General features: G+C 65.6%; 15 protein-coding genes and 2 pseudogenes. 15 read left to right on the forward strand and 2 right to left on the reverse strand.

Features of this window, described 5'->3' with window-relative positions:
- Positions 1–44 precede the first annotated feature (44 nt).
- Positions 45–1,289 carry a MalY/PatB family protein gene (locus JO965_RS34595; RefSeq protein ID WP_371826987.1) on the forward strand — a complete coding sequence of 415 codons (1,245 nt, stop codon included), beginning with the start codon at positions 45–47 and terminating at the stop codon, positions 1,287–1,289.
- Between the two features lie 94 nt (positions 1,290–1,383).
- Here the strand turns inward: JO965_RS34595 and JO965_RS34600 are convergent, their stop codons facing one another.
- Positions 1,384–1,887 (reverse strand): TetR/AcrR family transcriptional regulator, encoded by a 504-nt coding sequence (locus JO965_RS34600; protein ID WP_203446490.1) that lies wholly within the window; start codon positions 1,885–1,887, stop codon positions 1,384–1,386.
- Between the two features lie 103 nt (positions 1,888–1,990).
- On the opposite strand from JO965_RS34600, the gene JO965_RS34605 reads away from it, so the two are divergent.
- The 4 genes and pseudogenes from JO965_RS34605 to JO965_RS34620 all read left to right on the forward strand — a co-directional run bounded on the left by JO965_RS34605 (position 1,991) and on the right by JO965_RS34620 (position 5,694).
- Positions 1,991–2,758: an SDR family NAD(P)-dependent oxidoreductase gene (locus JO965_RS34605; RefSeq protein WP_203446491.1), complete on the forward strand. Its 768-nt coding sequence runs from the start codon at positions 1,991–1,993 to the stop codon at positions 2,756–2,758.
- A gap of 61 nt (positions 2,759–2,819) precedes the next feature.
- Positions 2,820–3,908, forward strand: a pseudogene (locus JO965_RS34610) (flavin monoamine oxidase family protein); the annotation flags it as partial.
- A gap of 66 nt (positions 3,909–3,974) precedes the next feature.
- Positions 3,975–5,018, forward strand: a complete 1,044-nt coding sequence (locus JO965_RS34615) for an alcohol dehydrogenase (RefSeq protein ID WP_203446683.1) — start codon at positions 3,975–3,977, stop codon at positions 5,016–5,018.
- Positions 5,002–5,694: pseudogene (locus JO965_RS34620) on the forward strand (cupin domain-containing protein). The gene JO965_RS34615 and the pseudogene JO965_RS34620 overlap by 17 nt, the downstream one beginning before the upstream one ends.
- 67 nt (positions 5,695–5,761) lie before the next feature.
- On the opposite strand, the gene JO965_RS34625 reads toward JO965_RS34620, so the two are convergent.
- Positions 5,762–6,211, reverse strand: coding sequence for a helix-turn-helix domain-containing protein (locus tag JO965_RS34625; protein WP_203446492.1), 450 nt, complete (start codon positions 6,209–6,211; stop codon positions 5,762–5,764).
- Positions 6,212–6,278: 67 nt separating this feature from the next.
- On the opposite strand from JO965_RS34625, the gene JO965_RS48440 reads away from it, so the two are divergent.
- The 10 genes from JO965_RS48440 (at position 6,279) to JO965_RS34670 (ending at position 17,213) form a co-directional block, all read left to right on the forward strand.
- A complete protein-coding gene (locus JO965_RS48440) occupies positions 6,279–6,776 on the forward strand; it encodes an MFS transporter (RefSeq protein WP_246777175.1) in 498 nt (165 codons plus the stop codon).
- Positions 6,773–7,555 carry an MFS transporter gene (locus JO965_RS48445; RefSeq protein ID WP_246777176.1) on the forward strand — a complete coding sequence of 261 codons (783 nt, stop codon included), beginning with the start codon at positions 6,773–6,775 and terminating at the stop codon, positions 7,553–7,555. Before JO965_RS48440 ends, JO965_RS48445 begins: the two co-directional genes overlap by 4 nt.
- Before the next feature lie 515 nt (positions 7,556–8,070).
- Positions 8,071–8,943 carry a PhnD/SsuA/transferrin family substrate-binding protein gene (locus JO965_RS34635; protein WP_203446493.1) on the forward strand — a complete coding sequence of 291 codons (873 nt, stop codon included), beginning with the start codon at positions 8,071–8,073 and terminating at the stop codon, positions 8,941–8,943.
- On the forward strand, positions 8,940–10,382 hold the full coding sequence (locus tag JO965_RS34640) for a sensor histidine kinase (RefSeq protein ID WP_246777177.1): 1,443 nt from the start codon (positions 8,940–8,942) through the stop codon (positions 10,380–10,382). The genes JO965_RS34635 and JO965_RS34640 overlap by 4 nt, the downstream gene beginning before the upstream one ends.
- Positions 10,372–11,799 carry a sigma-54 dependent transcriptional regulator gene (locus JO965_RS34645; protein WP_203446494.1) on the forward strand — a complete coding sequence of 476 codons (1,428 nt, stop codon included), beginning with the start codon at positions 10,372–10,374 and terminating at the stop codon, positions 11,797–11,799. The genes JO965_RS34640 and JO965_RS34645 overlap by 11 nt, the downstream gene beginning before the upstream one ends.
- A gap of 68 nt (positions 11,800–11,867) precedes the next feature.
- The gene (locus JO965_RS34650) at positions 11,868–12,392 is read left to right on the forward strand and encodes an arsenate reductase (azurin) small subunit (protein WP_203446495.1); all 525 of its coding nucleotides are present in this window, start codon (positions 11,868–11,870) and stop codon (positions 12,390–12,392) included.
- A gap of 11 nt (positions 12,393–12,403) precedes the next feature.
- Positions 12,404–15,028 carry an arsenate reductase (azurin) large subunit gene (locus JO965_RS34655; RefSeq protein WP_203446496.1) on the forward strand — a complete coding sequence of 875 codons (2,625 nt, stop codon included), beginning with the start codon at positions 12,404–12,406 and terminating at the stop codon, positions 15,026–15,028.
- A gap of 86 nt (positions 15,029–15,114) precedes the next feature.
- A complete protein-coding gene (gene moaA / locus JO965_RS34660) occupies positions 15,115–16,161 on the forward strand; it encodes a GTP 3',8-cyclase MoaA (RefSeq protein WP_203446497.1) in 1,047 nt (348 codons plus the stop codon).
- Positions 16,162–16,197: 36 nt separating this feature from the next.
- Positions 16,198–16,611: an iron-sulfur cluster assembly scaffold protein gene (locus tag JO965_RS34665; RefSeq protein WP_203446498.1), complete on the forward strand. Its 414-nt coding sequence runs from the start codon at positions 16,198–16,200 to the stop codon at positions 16,609–16,611.
- Between the two features lie 104 nt (positions 16,612–16,715).
- Positions 16,716–17,213, forward strand: a complete 498-nt coding sequence (locus JO965_RS34670) for a copper chaperone PCu(A)C (RefSeq protein WP_203446499.1) — start codon at positions 16,716–16,718, stop codon at positions 17,211–17,213.
- The last annotated feature ends 98 nt before the right edge of the window (positions 17,214–17,311 follow it).

Genomic DNA, 17,311 nt, shown 5'->3' on the forward strand with positions numbered 1-17,311 from the left:
GTCGGATGAACTTTCAGCCTACAACCCGATCAAAGGACGTACGAGTGAACAGCCCTGTCACAGCCTTCCATCGTCGCAGTCCCGAGCAAGCCGACGATGGTTTCGCTTTCGATGAAGTCATAGACCGTCGTTCATCCAATTCGGTGAAGTGGGCCTATTCCGGCAAACTGCTGACGCCCGAGGAGTGCGCCGCCGACCCGCTGCCGATGTGGGTCGCCGATATGGACTTCAAGGCTCCCCAGCCCGTCCTCGATGCCATCACGGATACCGTCCGGCACGGCATCCTCGGCTATCCCGGCGGTGTGCCGAAGTCCTATGTCGATGCCGTCATCAACTGGCAGGCCAAACGCTTCGGCTGGAACGTCTCGCCGGAATGGCTGCTGCAAAGCCCGGGCGTCGTCACCGCATTGAAGACGATCATCCAGGCGTTCTCTCAAGCAGGCGACACGATCCTGATCCAGCCGCCCGTCTACGCGCACTTCCATGACGATCCGGTCGTGAACGGCCGGCGTCTGGCTTACGCCCGGCTCGTCCTGTCGGAGGACGGGTACCGGTTCGACGAGAAGGTCTTCGAAGCCGCCATTCGCGACAACACGAAGATCTTCATCCTGTGCAATCCGCACAATCCCACGGGTAACGTCTGGTCCGAAGATGAGCTCCGGGCAATGGGCGAGATCTGCGCGCGTCACGGTGTGCTAGTCGTCGCGGACGAGATCCACGAGGACTTCGTCCTGAACCTGACGAAGCGGCATGTGCCCTTCGCGTCCCTGGGCGAAGCATTCGCACAGAACAGCATCACCTGCACGGCTCCGAGCAAGACCTTCAATCTCGCTGGCCTTCAGACTGCGAACGTGATCGTGCCCAACCCGCGGCTTCGTGGGGAGCTGCGCCGTCAGCTCGAGAGAAACGGCTCCGGTCAGGTGAACGTGCTCGGGATGGTCGCGGCAGAGGCTGCCTACACGCATGGAGAGCCTTGGCTCGAGGCCATGCTGGACTACGTCCGCGCCAATCGTGAACACTTCGCGCGCACGATCAACAGCGCCACGACGAGGATCAGGGTGCTTCCATCGGATTCCCTCTACCTGTCCTGGATGGACTGCCGGGGGCTAGGGTTGTCGGCCCCGGAACTCAGGACTTTCATGCTCACCAAGGCCCGGGTTTGGCTCGATCACGGCTCCAAGTTCGGTATCGACGGCGAAGGATTCATGCGCGTCAATCTCGGCTGTCCAAGGTCCACGGTTGATGAAGCGATCACCCGCATTACGGATGCCGTGACAACCCATCCGTGATAGGCGGCACGGTGTCCCGTTCGTCCCAAAGGCAGCTGCCGATGAGCCCAGTCCAGCAAGATCGCCCATCTTCTCGGACGACTCCCGGGGAGGCCTACGCGAGGGCGGCGGTCGCCTCGTCGAACGCGGTTGCATCACCGAGGACATTCGCCAGCAGCATGGCTCCTTCGAGCGTTGCTATCACCTGCATGGCCCTCTCGCGCGTCAGGCCTCGGGCAACGAGGTTTTCCACGCCGAGCTCGAAGAACCTGCGGACCTCGCTTGCGACCTCACGCGACAGGTCCCTGGACATCACGGCAAGTGACCCGCACAGGCACATGCTGCCGTCGTCGCGCAAGGCACGACGGAACGCCTTTCGCCACGCCTCGACGGGATTGTCTCCATCCGCCACCTGCTGGCCCACGGCGTCAGTGAAGCGATCCGTGTACCGGGACGCGACCGCGGCCGCGAGCGCCTCCTTGGTCGGGAAATGGTAGTGGACGCTCGAACTCTTCACGCCGACATCGGCGGCGATGTCACGGAAACTGAAGCCACCGTAGCCGGCCTCCCGGATACGACGCTCCGCCGCGTCCATGATGGCATTCACGGTGTCGTTCATGACCTCCGACCTTTTTATCTACCTTCTGATAGATAGATGTTGCCAAACCGCCTGACAACCCTTATCGAGTTGCCTATCTACTGATAGATAGAGGAATTGCACAATGCGCTTTCAGGGAAAAGTGGTTGCCATCACCGGCGGTGGCTCCGGGATCGGCAAGGAAACGGCTGCCCGCTTCATCGCGGAAGGGGCCAAGGTCGCCATCAATGGGCGTGACGCCGCCAAGCTGGAGGCAGCAGCGCATGAGATCGACCCACGCGGCGAGAGCGTCATCGTGTCGGCTGGCGACATCGCCCAGCCCGCCACCGGCGCGACCCTGGTGGACGCTGCGGTGTCCCGCTTCGGCAAGCTCGACGTGCTCGTCAACAATGCCGGCGTGTTCAATCCCAAGCCCTTCCTCGAGCTCACCGAGGCGGACTACGACTGGTATCTCGACACGATCCTGAAGGGGAAGTTCTTCACCGCCCAGGCTGCGGCGAAGGCCATGAGGGATAAGGGCGGCGCCATCGTCCAGACGGGATCGATGTGGGCCATCCAGGCGATCGGCGCGACGCCGTCGGCCGCGTACTCCGCCGCCAACGCCGGAGTGCATGCCATGGTACGCAACCTCGCGATCGAACTCGCGCCCTACAGGATCCGCATCAATGCCGTGGCCCCGGCGGTGGTGGAGACGCCGGTCTACAACACCTTCCTGTCCGACGAACAGGTGAAGGAGGTGCTGCCGACCTTCGATGCCTTCCATCCGCTGGGCCGCAACGGCCAGCCGAGGGACGTGGCCGAGGCCATTCTGTTCCTGGCTTCCGACCGAGCATCCTGGATCACCGGCACCGTGCTTCCCGTCGACGGTGGCGTGACCGCCGGTCGCCAGTAAGGATGGATGAACGATGCAGGCGGGATGATCTCCGCCGGCATCGCCGCGAGGGAAGCTCACCATGCATCATCCTGTTCTCATCGTCGGCGGCGGCCTCGCTGGCCTGACGGCCACTCGTCACCTTCATCGCGCCGGGATCGATTTCCAGCTCCTGGAAGCCCGCGATCGATTGGGCGGACGCATCCTGTCTGCCGATGCCTCGGGAAACATCTCGGACGACGGCTTCGATCTCGGACCCTCCTGGATATGGCCCGGGATGCAGCCAGCGATGGCCGCGCTGATCGCGGAACTTGGCCTGTCATCCTTTCCGCAGCACAGCGATGGCGACGTGATCTACCAACGGATGCTGGGCCAAGCGCCGCAGCGCTTCCGAGGCATGCGACAGGAGCCGAAATCCATGCGGCTGGCAGGTGGCACCGGAGCCATCATCCGCACGCTCGCATCCAGCCTTCCGACGTCGAGCATCCTGCTCAATGCCCGCGTAGTGCGGGTTGCGCACGATGGACAGGGCGTGGAAGTCAGCTTCATTGGGGAGAACGGGTCCGAGCAGACAATGCGCGCCTCGCACGTGGTCCTTGCCCTGCCTCCGCGTCTGCTCGAGGCGACCGTCTCGTTCTCGCCCGCCCTCGACGCCACCACGGCCCGGCGCTGGCACGATACGCCGACGTGGATGGCGCCGCACGCCAAGTTCTTCGCGCTCTATGATCGTCCCTTCTGGCGCGATCGAGGTCTCTCCGGCGCGGCCCAGAGCATGGTGGGGCCGCTCGCCGAGATCCACGACGCGACGACCGCTTCGGGCCAGGCGGCGCTGTTCGGGTTCGTCGGCGTTCCTGCGGAACGGCGCCTTGCCGTCGGGCAGGACGCGCTCGTCACGGCTTGCATCCAACAGCTTGCCAGCCTGTTCGGACCTGAAGCCGCTAATCCGGTTGCGACCTTGTTCAAGGATTGGGCCGCAGATCCCCTGACGGCGACGCCTGACGATCGGATCGCCGGCGGGCATCCGAGCCCGGACCGACGGCCGTGGGTCGACGGGGACTGGCAGGCACACGTTTCCCTGGCGGGGAGCGAAACCAGCCTCAGTGAGCCCGGCTACGTCGCCGGAGCCGTTGAGGCGGCGGAACGTGCCGTCACTGGACTCCTGGATCGCTTGAAGACCTCCAGACAGAAGCCTCCGACACTGAACCCTTGGAAGCAGGACACTAGGGAGACGGAACCAATGAGGAAAACCTATCGGGCCATGCAGGTGGCGACGCCCGGCACCCTTGAGCTCGTGGAGCGTGAGACGCCCACCCCGGGTGCCGGCGAGGTCCTGATCGCGGTCGAGGCTTGCGGGATCTGCGGTGCGGATGCCGCCGACATCGATAGGGCCGATCCGACGCTGCAACCGCCCCGCGTGCCGGGCCATGAGGTCGTGGGCCGCATCATTGCCCTCGGCGGGGGTGTTCCGTCGATCTGGAAGGTGGGCCAGCGCGTGGGCGTCGGACGGCTCGGCGGCCATTGCAACGAATGTCCCCAGTGCCGCCAGGGTCAGTTCCAGCTCTGCCGGAACCAGCCGTTCGTCGGCGCGTCCTGCGATGGCGGCTACGCCGAGGTGATGCTCGCACGCGGAACGGGTCTCGTGTCAATTCCCGACGAGCTGGAGGCCGAGGAGGCAGCTCCCATCCTTTGTGCCGGCATCGCGACATTCAACGCGCTTAAGAAGTCAGGCGCCGAAGTGGGGGACACGGTGGCGATCCTCGGCATCGGCGGTCTGGGCCATATGGCTCTGCAATATGCCCGCAGGATGGGATTCAAGGTCGTGGCCGTCGGTCGTGGCCAAGACATCGCCGGGGATGCCCTGGAGCTTGGGGCGCACGTTTACATCGATACCAGCCAGGAAAACGCCGGGGAAAGGCTCAAGGGCATGGGCGGCGCCAAGGCGATTATCGCCACCATCGGTAACCCCGAGGCCGTTTCGTCCCTGATGGGCGGGCTCGCGCCACAGGGACGCCTGGTGCTGCTCGGCGCGGGCAAGGACCCGCTGCCCGTTTCGGCAGGTCATCTCGTCGTCGGCGAGCGGAGCGTGCTCGGATCGATCACCGGATCGCCCTACGAGAATGAGAGGGCGCTGGACTTCAGCGTGCTGACGGCCGTGAGGCCCCTGATCGAGACCATGCCCCTGGAGAAGGCGCGCGAGGCCTATGAGAGGATGAAGTCCGGTAACGTGAAGTTCCGGATGGTGCTGACCATGAAGGAGACGGACCATGCGCATCAACGATGACCTGACCCAACCCGTGATCGTCCAGGCCGCGAAGCTTGAGTGGATCCCGAGCCCGGCCGCCGGCGTGGACCGGCGCATGCTGTTCCGGATTGGCGACGAGATCGCCCGCGCCACCTCTCGCGCCACCTCTATCGTCCGCTAGGCGCCTGGGAGCGCCTTCCCACGCCATACCCACAGCGGTGGCGAGGAGATCGTCGTCCTTGAAGGCACGTTTCAGGATGAGCATGGCGAGTACCCAGCCGGAAGCTACTTCCGCAACCCGCCGGGTACCTCGCACATCCCTGCGTCGGAAGACGGCTGCACCATCTTCGTGCGCCTCTGGCAGTTCCGTGCCGGCGATCAGGCGCAGATCGTGCGTCAGCCCGGCGAAGGCGACGAGGCCGCACCTCGCGAAGGCGCAGCGAGCGCGACCGTGCTGTTCGACGACGGCCGGGAGAAGGTGTGCCTCGAGGACTGGGCCGCTGGCGAGGCCATGACGGTCGAGAACGTGCGCGGACTGGAGTTTCTCGTGCTCTCCGGCGAGCTCTCGGTCGGCGGGGAGAAGCTGGAAGCGCAGGGTTGGGGCCGACTGCCTGCCGGGATGGACCTGATCGGGACGGCCGGACAGCAAGGGGCACGGATCTGGATCAAGGACGCACCGCTACTGCATCCGGACGTCCTCCAGATGCCCGCCTAGCTCATTGAAGGGAGCAGGAGTCTTCGATGCAGGACCGTGGCCGGCCATGCGCTGGCGCGGTCTCCTTCTATTCGCCAAGCCGGCGGCGTCCTCGATGTCCCGTACCGGATGCCAGACGGCTGACGCGCCTGCGCGTCGCTGTCTTGAGAAGCTTGCGGAAGGTTGGACATTCCAAGTGAGACGGGGCGGGACACTCCGCCACGTGCCGAAGGGCATCCCGCAGCACCCGCAGGTCGATCATCTGGCGCTGCAAGTCATCCGCCTTGGCGTGCAATTGATCCCGGGGGATGTCGGGCCGCCCATCCTTTCCGAACATGCCCGCGATCTCGGTGAGAGAGAAGCCTGCTGTTTTCCCGAGTTCGATCAGCGATAACCTCAAGAGGACATCGGGATCGAATTGCCGCCGCAGCCCATGCCGGCCGACCGATCTGATCAAGCCGACCTCCTCGTAGTAACGCAACGTCGAGGCCGGCACGCCCGAACGTTCGGCGACCTCACCGATATCCATCATTCCCATGCTTGACCTCAAGGCGGCTTGAAGTCGTACCGTGTTTCGAATCATCGATTTGAGCAAGAGGAACGCCATGGCACCCTATCAATCCCGTAAGCCCGTCTGGCATGATCCACGAGCCGTGGTGCTGCTGATGGCGGCATCGCTCACGACCATGGCCAACGCCACCATCAGTCCCGCGCTCCCCGGGCTAGAGCGCCTGTTCGCGGATGATCCGAACGCCGCGATGCTGGTGCGGCTGCTGGTGCCTGCACCTTCAATCGCCGTTGCCATCCTCGCGCCGTTCGCGGGTATCGTCGCCGATCGGTACGGTCGGCGACGGATGCTCCTGACCGGGGTCGGTCTCTTCGTGCTGGCCGGATGCGCAGGACTGCTCCTTCCTGATCTTCCGGCCATCTTTGTCAGCCGACTGATCCTGGGGGACGCCGTCGCCCTCATCATGACGGCCCAGACCGCGCTCGTCGGCGACTACTTCACCGGTGCCGGCCGAAACGCGCTGACAGGCTTCAGATATCGGCCCGCAATTTCGGCGGACTCGCGTTCATCTCGCTCGCCGGATGGTTTGCCGTGATCTCGCCGCGTCTGCCCTTTGCCATCTACGGAGTTGCCGCGCTCTTCCTGCCATTGATGTGGAAGGTCGTCGTCGACCCGCAACGGACCTCATCCGATCCCGGCGCCAGCCCGCAGGACAACTCTCCGACCCCCTCGTCATGGGGTTTCGCCCTCGCGTCGCTCGTGCTCCTTCAGGCCGTCACGAACATGATCTTCTTCGTCATGCCGACCCAGTTGTCGTTCTTCTTCGAGCGGGCTGGCTACGATAGCCCGGTGATGACCGGATCGGCGCTTGGCGTCCTGATGCTCTCGGGCGGCTGTTTCGCGCTGCTGTATGGCCGGGTCCAGCAGGCCATCGGACATGTCGGCATCTTCGCGTTGGGGTATGGTGCGATGGCAACCGGGTTTCTGCTGCTGGCCCATGCTTCGACACCTCCAGTGTGGTTCGTCGCGGCCTCAGCCATCGGAGCGGGCTACGCACTGGTCTCGCCGGGCTTCGTGACCCTTGCCCTGGGGATTACGCCAATCCGGAGGAGAGGGATGGCTGGCGGGATCCTGACCGCTTCCGTGTTCATCGGTCAGTTCTGTTCGCCCCTCCTGAGCACGCCGTTGATCGCGGCATACGGCTACGAGGGGCTGTTCCAGATCGTCTCATCGATCGTGGCAGTGATGTCCGTTGCCGCCGTCCTGAAGGCATGCGCGATGAGACTTCAGGTATGGAAAGGCGGGACGCCATCGATGGAGTGGCGTCATGCGGCGAAACAAGTATCTGCTCCCAGACCGAATTCTGGCGAATGACGCCTTTTGGCACTCCAGAGACGTAAGCGCTTGGTCCGCTTCCGCGGTCATGAGCCGACGTCCCTTGGGTGACTGGAAGGTGAAAGGATGACCCGTTGCGGTCATTCCGATGATGCGGCTGACTGCAACCAATCTGAGATTTCCCGAGCGCAGGGGCTAGTCCATGCTACGTCATCGTGACAAGCGAGCGGAGGGTCCCAGCCGAATACCATTAGTCCAGAAACCCGGCCCCTGTTCCATTCTGAAGACCTTATTGCTCGGGGCAACCCCCCTCGACAAAATCGACGTCTTTCCGGCGTACGAGCCAAGCGGACCGTCGTCCGGCAAGGCCATCCGCAAGAACTGCTCACACGCGGGAAAAAGTCCGCGGCGAATGGCTGAGATAGGAAAGGGCAGCGGCCTGCCAACCCTTTAACCCAAAGGGCTGATACAGAAGCGTCGCCTTGCTCTCCTGGCAGCTTCGGGCATAGCATGTCCGGCAAAAGACTTTCCGGGTATCCGGATGGGAGGAAGCGATGGATCGCCCCGGGCTTTCACGCCGGGAGGTGGTTTCAGGCATCCTGGCACTGGCAACGGTGACCGGCGTTCCCCCAGCCGTTGCCGCGCCCGAAGAACTCAGGTTCGGCCTGACCCCGGTCTTCCTCACCTCCGACCTCGAGCTTCTCGACCGCCTGCGCTCGTACCTGGAGCACGCGACGGGCTTCCCGGTCCGGCTGGTCACACGGCGCACGTACCAGGAGATCACCTCGCTCCTCCTCTCGGGACAGCTCGACGCGGCCTGGATCTGCGGCTACCCGTTCGTGGCGAACCAGCCGAGGCTGGCGCTCGTCGCGGTCCCGGTCTGGCGCGGCAGGCCGCTCTACCGCTCCTACCTCATCACCGGACGGGACAGGCAAGCGGATGGTCTCAAGGCCCTGAAGGGTGACGTCCACGCCTTCTCCGACCCAGACAGCAACTCGGGCTGGCTGGTGACCGCGGCGGCGCTCGCCCGGGACAACCGGACGCCGGAGCGGTTCTTCGGCCGGACGATCTTCACCTACGGCCACCGGAACGTCATCCGCGCCGTCGCGTCCGGACTGGCCATGAGCGGCAGCGTCGACGGCTACGTCTACGAAGTCATGCGCGAGACCGAGCCGGATCTCATTGCCCCGACCAAGGTCATCCGCCAGTCCGAGCCCATGGGGTTCCCGCCGATCGCCTGCGCGGCCAGCATCATGGACGCTTCCAGGACCGAGGCGCTGCGGACCGCGCTCGTCCGGATGGCCGACCACCCGGACGGCCAGGCCGTCCTGCGGTTGCTGCGCCTGGACGGGTTCAGCATAGAGGCGCCCGGCCTCTACGACATGATCGCCGCCGAGATGGCGGTCGTGCGGGGAGGGGCCGGATGATCGCGCTCCGCCTTCCCATGGCCGTCAAGATCCCGCTGGTGGTGACGGTGTTCATGGCGGCGGTCGCCGTGTTCGTGTCCGAGCGGGTGCTCACCCGCTTCCAGGAGGCGCAGACCAAGCATCTCGGCGACCTGGCCGCGATCTACCTCGACGGCCTCGCGTCGTCGCTCGTCGACCCGGTGGTCCGAGAGGACGTCTGGGAGGCGTTCGACATCGTCGACCGGGCGCGCCAGACCCATGCCGGGCTCAAGCTGACCGAGACCGTCGTCGCGCTCGCCGACGGGCGGGTGCTCGCGTCGTCCGACCCGCGGGTCCATCCGTCCCTGTCGGCCCTGCCGCCCTCGTTCCTGCCCCAGCGGGCCATGGCGCCGATGATCGTTGTGCGCGCCGACGAGGCCCGTGCCGTCGCGCGCCGGGACCTGTCCTCCGGCGGCACCGTCGTCGGCTCGGTGCATGCCGCCTTCGACATCGCCCCACTCCTGGCCGAGCGGCGCTCGGTCCTGCTGTCCCTCATCGTCACCAACGCGGTGCTGACGTTCGTTCTCGCGCTGGCGGCCTGGCTCGTCGTCCGACGCATGATGCGGCCGGTCCGGGTTCTGGCGTCTCACCTCGAGACCGGCATGCAGGGACAGGTCGAACCCATTCCGGATTCCTTCCTGGACAAAGCCCCGGTCGAGTTCCGCCGCCTGTTCGGGGCCTTCAATCGCATGGCCGAGGCCGCGCGGGAGCGGGAGGCACTCTCGCGCCAGCTCGTCGAGGAAGAGCGGCTGGCCAGCCTCGGTCGCCTGGCGTCCGGGATGGCGCACGAGATCAATAATCCGCTCGGCGGCCTCTTCAACGCCCTCGACACCTTGAAGGAGCATGGGGAACGCGGCGACGTCCGCCGCCGCACGATCGACCTGATCGAGCGGGGGCTGAAGGGCATCCGCGACGTGGTACGCACGACGCTCGTGACCTACCGGGCCGACCGTGACGTCCATTCGCTCAAGCGGGCCGACATCGATGACCTCAGGCTGCTGGTCGAGCCCGAGGTCCGGCGCAAGCGGTTGATGCTCCGGTGGGTCAACGAGGGTTACGACGAACTGCCCATGTCGCCCTCGGTCGTCCGGCAGGTGCTGCTCAATGTCCTTCTCAACGCCTGCCGGGCGACGCCGGAGGGAAGCCAGGTCGCGTTCGAGGCCCACGTCGAAGGCCCGTGCTTCGTCGTCACCATCGAGGATATGGGACCCGGCCTTCCCGTGGGCGCACGACACGCGCTGACGGATCCGGGGAACAAGCCTCTCTCGGGCTCCGGGGGCGGGCTTGGCCTCTGGATGGTGCATCGCCTGGTCAAGGAGGTCGGCGGCACGGTCGCGGCGCTGCCGCGAATTCCGGCCGGGACCGTCGTTCGCATCACGATCCCGCTCGAGGATGAGGAGGGAACCGCCAATGTCGCTTGAGGGACGGACCATCGCGCTGGTCGAGGACGATCCGATCATGGGCGAGTCGCTGGCCGACCGCCTCTCCCTGGAGGGGGCCAACGTCATCTGGTGGCAGGACTGCCGGGCCGCCGTCGATAACCTCGGGACGTCGTCCCCCGACCTCGTTGTCTGTGACATCCGCCTGCCGGACGGCACCGGCGAGGACGTGTTCCGCATCGCCTCGTCCATGCCTGAGGGACCGCCGTTCCTGTTCGTCACGGGACACGCCGACATCGACCAGGCCGTCAGGCTCATGCGCAACGGGGCCAGCGACTACCTGACGAAGCCGTTCGAGATGAGCGCCTTCCTGAGTCGGCTCGGGCAATTGCTCCGTCCGACGGTGCCATCCGGCGCCGCCGTCCTCGGGATCAGCCGGCAGATGCTCGACACCCAACGGCTGCTCCAGCGCATCGGGCATCTCTCCGCGCCCGTCCTGCTGACCGGGGAGACGGGTGTCGGCAAGGAGGTGTGCGCCCGCTACCTCCACGGGCTACGCGCTCCCGCGCCCGGTCCCTTCGTGGCCGTGAACTGCGCGGCGATCCCGAGGGACCTGATGGAGAGCGAGCTGTTCGGGCATGAGAAGGGAGCCTTCACGGGCGCTTCCGCCCGCCATCTCGGGTACGCCGAGCGCGCCCGCGACGGCATCCTGTTCCTGGACGAGATCGGCGAGCTGGACCTGAAGTTGCAGACCAAGCTCCTCCGGTTGCTGGAGGACCGCACCTTCCATCGCCTCGGGGGCGAGAGCGAGGTCCCGTTCAAGGCCCGGCTCGTCTGCGCCACCAATGCCGACCTGGCAGCCCGGATCAGGGCGGGCGAGTTCCGCGAGGACCTGTACTACCGGATCAACGTCCTGACCGTGCCTGTCCCGCCGCTGCGGGAGCGTCCGGACGATGTCGAGTGGCTGGCGGTTCGCTTCGCAGACGTTTTTTCGGCCGATGCCGGAGTCGAGCTGGCGGGCTTCAGCGGCCTTGCCCTTGAGGAGCTCAAGGCACATGCCTGGCCGGGAAACGTGCGTGAGCTGCGCAACCGGATCGAACGCGCGGTCGCCCTGTCACCAGGACCATGGATCACGCCGGGCGACCTGTTCCCGGAACGGGCCGGGAGGCGGGGCGATGCCGCGCCGCGGGTGGGCGGCCTGGAGGCGGTCCGGGACGAGGCCGAGCGGCGGGAGATCCTGCGGGCGCTGCGCCTGAACGGCGGCGTCATCAACGCGGCGGCCGGCATGCTCGGGATCTCGCGGACGACCATGTGGGAGAAGATGCGCCGCCACCGGATCGACGGGTCGGCAGGCAAGGGGACGTTCGGAAATCCGAACATGGAGAGCGCCGACGTTCGGATTTCCGGCGATCGCGGGAGCGGATCACCCGTCGATCCCGTGGGGCCACGGGGCGGATAGCGGCAGGCAACGCTTGGCACGCTCCTTGCAACATGGCCTTCCGCAACAAGACACGCGGGAGGAAATCCATGAAACGCTGCGATCTGCTCGTCGATCTCGGCCGCCGGCGGTTCCTGTCCGGCGCCGGCCTTGCCGCCGCAGGGGCGGCCGCCAATGCCGTCCTGCCCACGGCGGAAGCCAAGGCCGCGGTACCGACGGCCAGGGTGGCCTATCCGTCCAACCGTCTCGGCAACGTGAAGGACCTCAAGCTCAACGAGCCAGTGGACGTCGCGTACCCCGATCCAGATGCGCCCGGTGTCCTGCTCAAGCTCGGGAAGCGGGTCGAGGGTGGCATCGGTCCCGACGGCGACATCGTCGGCTTCACGACGATCTGCCCGCACAAGGGCTATCCGCTCGCCTACAACGCCCAGACCAAGACCCTGAACTGCTCCAGCCACTACTCGGTCTTCGACTGCGAGGCCGGCGGGCAGGAGACCTGGGGCCACGCGACCCAGAACCTGCCGCAGTACTCGCTGCGGGTCGACGACAAGGGCGACATCTACGCGGAAGGGCTCGACGAGCTCCTCTACGGCCGCCTGTCCAACGTGCTCTGAGGGAGGCTGAGATGGCCTACAAGCGACAGATCGACCGCCTTCCGATCATTCCGGCGGACGCCAGGGAACACAACGTGGTGTGTCACTACTGCATCGTCGGATGCGGCTACAAGGCCTACACCTGGGACATCGACCGACAGGGCACCACAGACCCATCCGGCAACAAATTCGGCGTCGATCTCGCCAAGCAGCAGGGCGCCGAAACCGAGGCCTGGTATGCGCCCGCGATGTACAACGTCGTCCGGCAGGACGGGAAGGACGTCCACATCGTCATCAAGCCCGACAAGGACTGCGTCGTGAACTCGGGCCTCGGCTCGATCCGCGGTGCCCGGATGGCGGAGATGTCCTACTCGCCCGTGCGCAACACCGAGCAGCAACGTCTGACCGATCCGATGGTCTGGCGCTACGGCCAGATGCAGCCGACGAGCTGGGACGACGCCCTCGACCTCGTCGCCCGCGTGACCGCCGCGGTCATCAACGAGCAGGGCGAGGACGGCCTGTTCGTATCCGCCTTCGACCATGGCGGGGCCGGTGGCGGCTACGAGAACACCTGGGGCACGGGCAAGCTCTACTTCACCGCCATGAAGGTGAAGAACATCCGCATCCACAACAGGCCCGCCTACAATTCGGAGGTCCACGCGACACGTGACATGGGCGTCGGCGAGTTGAACAACTGCTACGAGGACGCCGAACTCGCCGACACGATCGTGGTTGTCGGCGCGAACTCGCTCGAGACCCAGACCAACTACTTCCTGAACCACTGGATCCCGAACCTGCGCGGGATGTCCGCGGACAAGAAGAACGCGCAGTTGCCGGGCGAGCCGCACGAGCCCGCCCGCGTCATCGTTGTCGATCCACGTCGCACGGTGACGATCAACGCCTGCGAGGTCGAGGCCGGCAAGGACCGGGTGATGCACCTGGCGATCAACTCGGGCACGGACCTCGCGCTGTTCAACGCCTGGCTGACCTACATCGCGGAGAAGGGCTGGGTCGATAAGTCCTTCATCGACGCCTCGACGAAGGACTTCGACAAGGCGATTGCCGGCAACCGGACGAGCCTGGAGGAGGCGGCGCAGATCACCGGCCTCACGGTCGACCAGATCCGGCAATCGGCGGAGTGGATCGCTCAACCAAAGGCCGGCGGAGCCCGTCGCCGTACCATGTTCGCCTACGAGAAGGGCCTGATCTGGGGCAACGACAACTACCGCACCAACGGTGCGCTGGTGAACGTCGCTCTTGCGACGGGCAACATCGGTCGTCCCGGCGGCGGCTGCGTCCGCCTCGGCGGCCATCAGGAGGGCTATTCCCGGCCGGCCGACGCCCACGTCGGCCGGCCCGCGGCATACGTCGACCAGCTCCTGATCAACGGCAAGGGCGGCGTGCACCACATCTGGGGCTGCGACCACTACAAGACGACGCTGAACGCGCTCCAGTTCAAGCAGGCCTACAAGAAGCGGACCGACCTGGTGAAGGACGCCATTTCGGCCGTACCGTGGGGCGACCGCCCCGCGATGGTCGCGGCGATCATGGACGCGATCCGCAAGGGTGGCCTGTTCTCGGTCGACGTCGACATCATCCCGACCCAGATCGGGCAGGCCAGCCACATCTGGCTGCCGGCCGCGACGTCGGGCGAGATGAACCTGACGTCGATGAACGGCGAGCGGCGCATGCGGCTCACCGAGCGCTACATGGATCCGCCCGGCCGGGCCATGCCGGACTGCCTGATCGCGGCGCGGATCGCCAACAACCTGGAGCGGGTCTTCCGCGAGACGGGCAAGACGGACGTCGCCGACCGCTTCAAGGGCTTCGACTGGAAGACCGAGGAAGACGCCTTCATGGACGGCTACCACCAGCACGAGAAGGGCGGCGAGTTCGTGACCTACGCCCGTCTCAGGGCGATGGGCACGAACGGTTTCCAGGAGCCGGCGGTCGGGATCGAGGGCGGCCCGGTCGGCACCGGCAGCTCACCGGGCGGGACGACCACGGGGCAGCAGCCCGGCATGGTGGTGCAGGGGCCGGCGATCGAGGGTGCCCGCGGCAAGGAGCCCGTGCAGCAGGCCGCGACGGGTTCAGCGGCGGCTCCTGCTCCGACAGGCGGGACCGAACGCATCATCGGCACGAAGCGGCTCTACGCGGATGGGAAGTTCAACACGAAGGACGGCAAGGCCATCTTCATGGAGACGCAATGGCGCGGCTTGCAGGCTGCGGGCAAGCAGGCGGAGAAGGACAAGTTCGCGTTCCTGATCAACAACGGACGCACCAACCATGTCTGGCAGAGCGCCTATCTCGACCAGGAGAACGACCTCGTCATGGACCGCTGGCCGTTCCCGTTCATCGAGATGAATCCGCGCGACATGGCGGAGCTCAACCTGAAGCCGGGCGACCTGGTCGAGGTCTACAACGACAACGGCTCGACGCAGGCAATGGCCTATCCCACCGAGGCGGCGAAGCCGAAACAGACCTTCATGCTGTTCGCCTACCCGATGGGCGTGCAGGGCAACGTGGTCTCGGCCGGGGTGAACGAGTTCATCATCCCGAACTACAAGCAGACCTGGGGCAACATCCGCAAGATCGCGGACGCGCCGGAGGCGGTGAAGGGCCTGTCGTTCAAGTCGAAGGAGTACAAGGTCTCGTAGGCTTTCCCCGCAAGGGCCGGGCGGGCACGTCCGGCCCCTCGCGGGAGCCGCGGCCCCGGCAATGAACAGGTGGCGAGGAATCCTTGATGCTGCTCACCAAGGAACGCGTATCCGTACAACGGGAGCCGACCCGGCATCCCGGGCTGATCGATCCGTTCGGACGTGCCATCACGTACCTGCGCGTCTCGGTGACGGATCGCTGCGACTTCCGCTGCGTCTACTGCATGTCGGAGCACATGACGTTCCTGCCGAAGCGGGACCTGCTGACCCTGCACGAGCTCGACCGCGTCTGCTCGGCGTTCGTCGCGCACGGCGTGCGCAAGCTGCGGATCACGGGCGGCGAGCCGCTCGTGCGGCGCGACGTGCTGGGCCTGTTCCGTTCGCTGTCGCGCCACCTGGTCTCGGGTGCCCTCGACGAGCTCACCCTGACGACCAACGGCTCCCAGCTCGGGCGCTTCGCCGCCGAACTCGCCGATTGCGGCGTGAGACGTGTGAACGTCTCGGTCGACACGCTCGATGCCGAGAAATTCAGGAGCATCACGCGCTGGGGCGACCTCGCACAGGTGCTGGCCGGGATCGACGCCGCGCAGGCAGCGGGCCTGCGCGTGAAGGTCAACACGGTCGCCCTCAAGGGCGTCAACGAGGACGAGATCGGAACCCTGATGGAATGGGCACACGGGCGCGGCATGGACCTGACCCTGATCGAGGTGATGCCGCTCGGCGACATCGAGCCGAGCCGCCTCGACCAATACCTGCCGTTGTCGGTCGTGCGGGCGCGCCTGTCCGGATTGTACACGCTCGACGACCTCGACGATCGCACGGGCGGACCTGCGCGATACGTGTGGGTGAGTGAAACGGGCGGGAAGCTAGGGTTCATCACGCCGATGACCCACAACTTCTGCGAAAGCTGCAACAGGGTCCGCCTGACCTGCACGGGCCAGCTCTTCATGTGTTTGGGTCAGGAGGACGCGGCTGACCTCCGGACGCCGCTGCGGATGTCCGAGGGGAACGAGCGCTTGGAGCAGGCGATCACGGACGCGATTGCCCGCAAGCCTAAAGGACACGACTTCATCATCGACAGGCGGCACACGCGGCCAGCGGTTGCGCGCCACATGAGCATGACCGGGGGCTGAGGTCTGGCAAGTGCGCGGATGGGAACAGGAGACGTCGTGCTGAACGACTTGTACAACCGTCGCGTCCTCGAACTCGCCGCTGACATTCCCCTCCTCGGCAGGTTGCCGGCGGCGGATGCCAGTGCCACAGCTCATTCGCGGCTATGTGGCTCGACCGTCACGGTGGATCTCACAGTCACGGACGAGGTCGTGACCTCCTTCGCGCACGAGGTCAGGGCCTGCGCGCTCGGGCAGGCATCGTCCTCGATCATGGCACGGAATGTGATTGGCTCGACGGCGAAGGAACTGCGTGCTGTCCGGCAGGCGATCTACGCGATGCTGAAGGACAATGGCGTGCCACCCACAGGGAAGTGGAGCGATGCCGAGGCATTTCTGCCGGCCCGAAACGTCAACGCCCGTCATGCTTCCATCTTGTTGACCTTCGATGCCGTCCTGAGTGCCCTCGATTAGGTCCGGCCCGCTTGAACGCACCATCAAGTCGCAATTGTCAGAGGGAAGTGTCACAGCTCCATCATCAAACCCAGCTATCGGAACGATTAGCTTGGGGAGCGATCATGCTGGATATATTCCGTTTGGGTTGCGCCGTTGGGGTTCTTTCCTTCGTGGGGGCTGCGGGGCCCGTTGCGGCCGCTGGGGACCACCATACTGCTCAGGCCGGCGCCATCAAGGTCGTCCATGTCTGGACCAGGGCTGTCTCTGATCCCAAAAAGCCCGCTGACGTGTTCCTCGACATCGAGAACCGAGGAGGCGAGGATCGCCTTATTGGTGTTGTGAGCCAAGATGCCGAGACGGCCGCGATCGTGGGCCTGTCTACCCGCGGAGACACCGTAGTCGCGCAGCCGCTTGGATCTGCTGGTGTTCCTGCACGAGGCCGGCTGCGGCTGGATCCCGATGGATTTGCTATCCGTCTCGAAGGACTGAAGCGGCCTCTGGGCATTGATCAAGAATTCGATCTTGTCCTCAAATTCGAAAGGGCCGGCGAATTGCGTGTGAAGGGGGAGGTGATGAAGCCCAACGCCCGCCAACATAGCCATGCGGGTCACAGTCACTGACGGTGAGCGCACGCCTTCCGGTGCTCCGCACGTTACCGCGGCACGAAGCGGCATGAAAATCGAGGCAGGACACGCAGTCTGTCACGCCAGTGTCATTG

Source organism: Microvirga sp. VF16 (assembly GCF_016864375.1).
Classification (GTDB): Bacteria; Pseudomonadota; Alphaproteobacteria; order Rhizobiales; family Beijerinckiaceae; genus Microvirga.

What these genes read in the sequence shown, in the direction of transcription:
- JO965_RS34635 (WP_203446493.1), top strand. Translation starts at nt 8,071, where the DNA reads ATGGATCGCCCCGGGCTTTCACGCCGGGAGGTGGTTTCAGGCATCCTG.
- JO965_RS34625 (WP_203446492.1), bottom strand. Translation starts at nt 6,211, where the DNA reads ATGGGAATGATGGATATCGGTGAGGTCGCCGAACGTTCGGGCGTGCCG.
- JO965_RS34650 (WP_203446495.1), top strand. Translation starts at nt 11,868, where the DNA reads ATGAAACGCTGCGATCTGCTCGTCGATCTCGGCCGCCGGCGGTTCCTG.
- JO965_RS34600 (WP_203446490.1), bottom strand. Translation starts at nt 1,887, where the DNA reads ATGAACGACACCGTGAATGCCATCATGGACGCGGCGGAGCGTCGTATC.
- JO965_RS34605 (WP_203446491.1), top strand. Translation starts at nt 1,991, where the DNA reads ATGCGCTTTCAGGGAAAAGTGGTTGCCATCACCGGCGGTGGCTCCGGG.
- JO965_RS34670 (WP_203446499.1), top strand. Translation starts at nt 16,716, where the DNA reads ATGCTGGATATATTCCGTTTGGGTTGCGCCGTTGGGGTTCTTTCCTTC.
- JO965_RS48440 (WP_246777175.1), top strand. Translation starts at nt 6,279, where the DNA reads ATGGCACCCTATCAATCCCGTAAGCCCGTCTGGCATGATCCACGAGCC.
- JO965_RS34615 (WP_203446683.1), top strand. Translation starts at nt 3,975, where the DNA reads ATGAGGAAAACCTATCGGGCCATGCAGGTGGCGACGCCCGGCACCCTT.
- JO965_RS34640 (WP_246777177.1), top strand. Translation starts at nt 8,940, where the DNA reads ATGATCGCGCTCCGCCTTCCCATGGCCGTCAAGATCCCGCTGGTGGTG.
- moaA (WP_203446497.1), top strand. Translation starts at nt 15,115, where the DNA reads ATGCTGCTCACCAAGGAACGCGTATCCGTACAACGGGAGCCGACCCGG.
- JO965_RS34645 (WP_203446494.1), top strand. Translation starts at nt 10,372, where the DNA reads ATGTCGCTTGAGGGACGGACCATCGCGCTGGTCGAGGACGATCCGATC.
- JO965_RS34655 (WP_203446496.1), top strand. Translation starts at nt 12,404, where the DNA reads ATGGCCTACAAGCGACAGATCGACCGCCTTCCGATCATTCCGGCGGAC.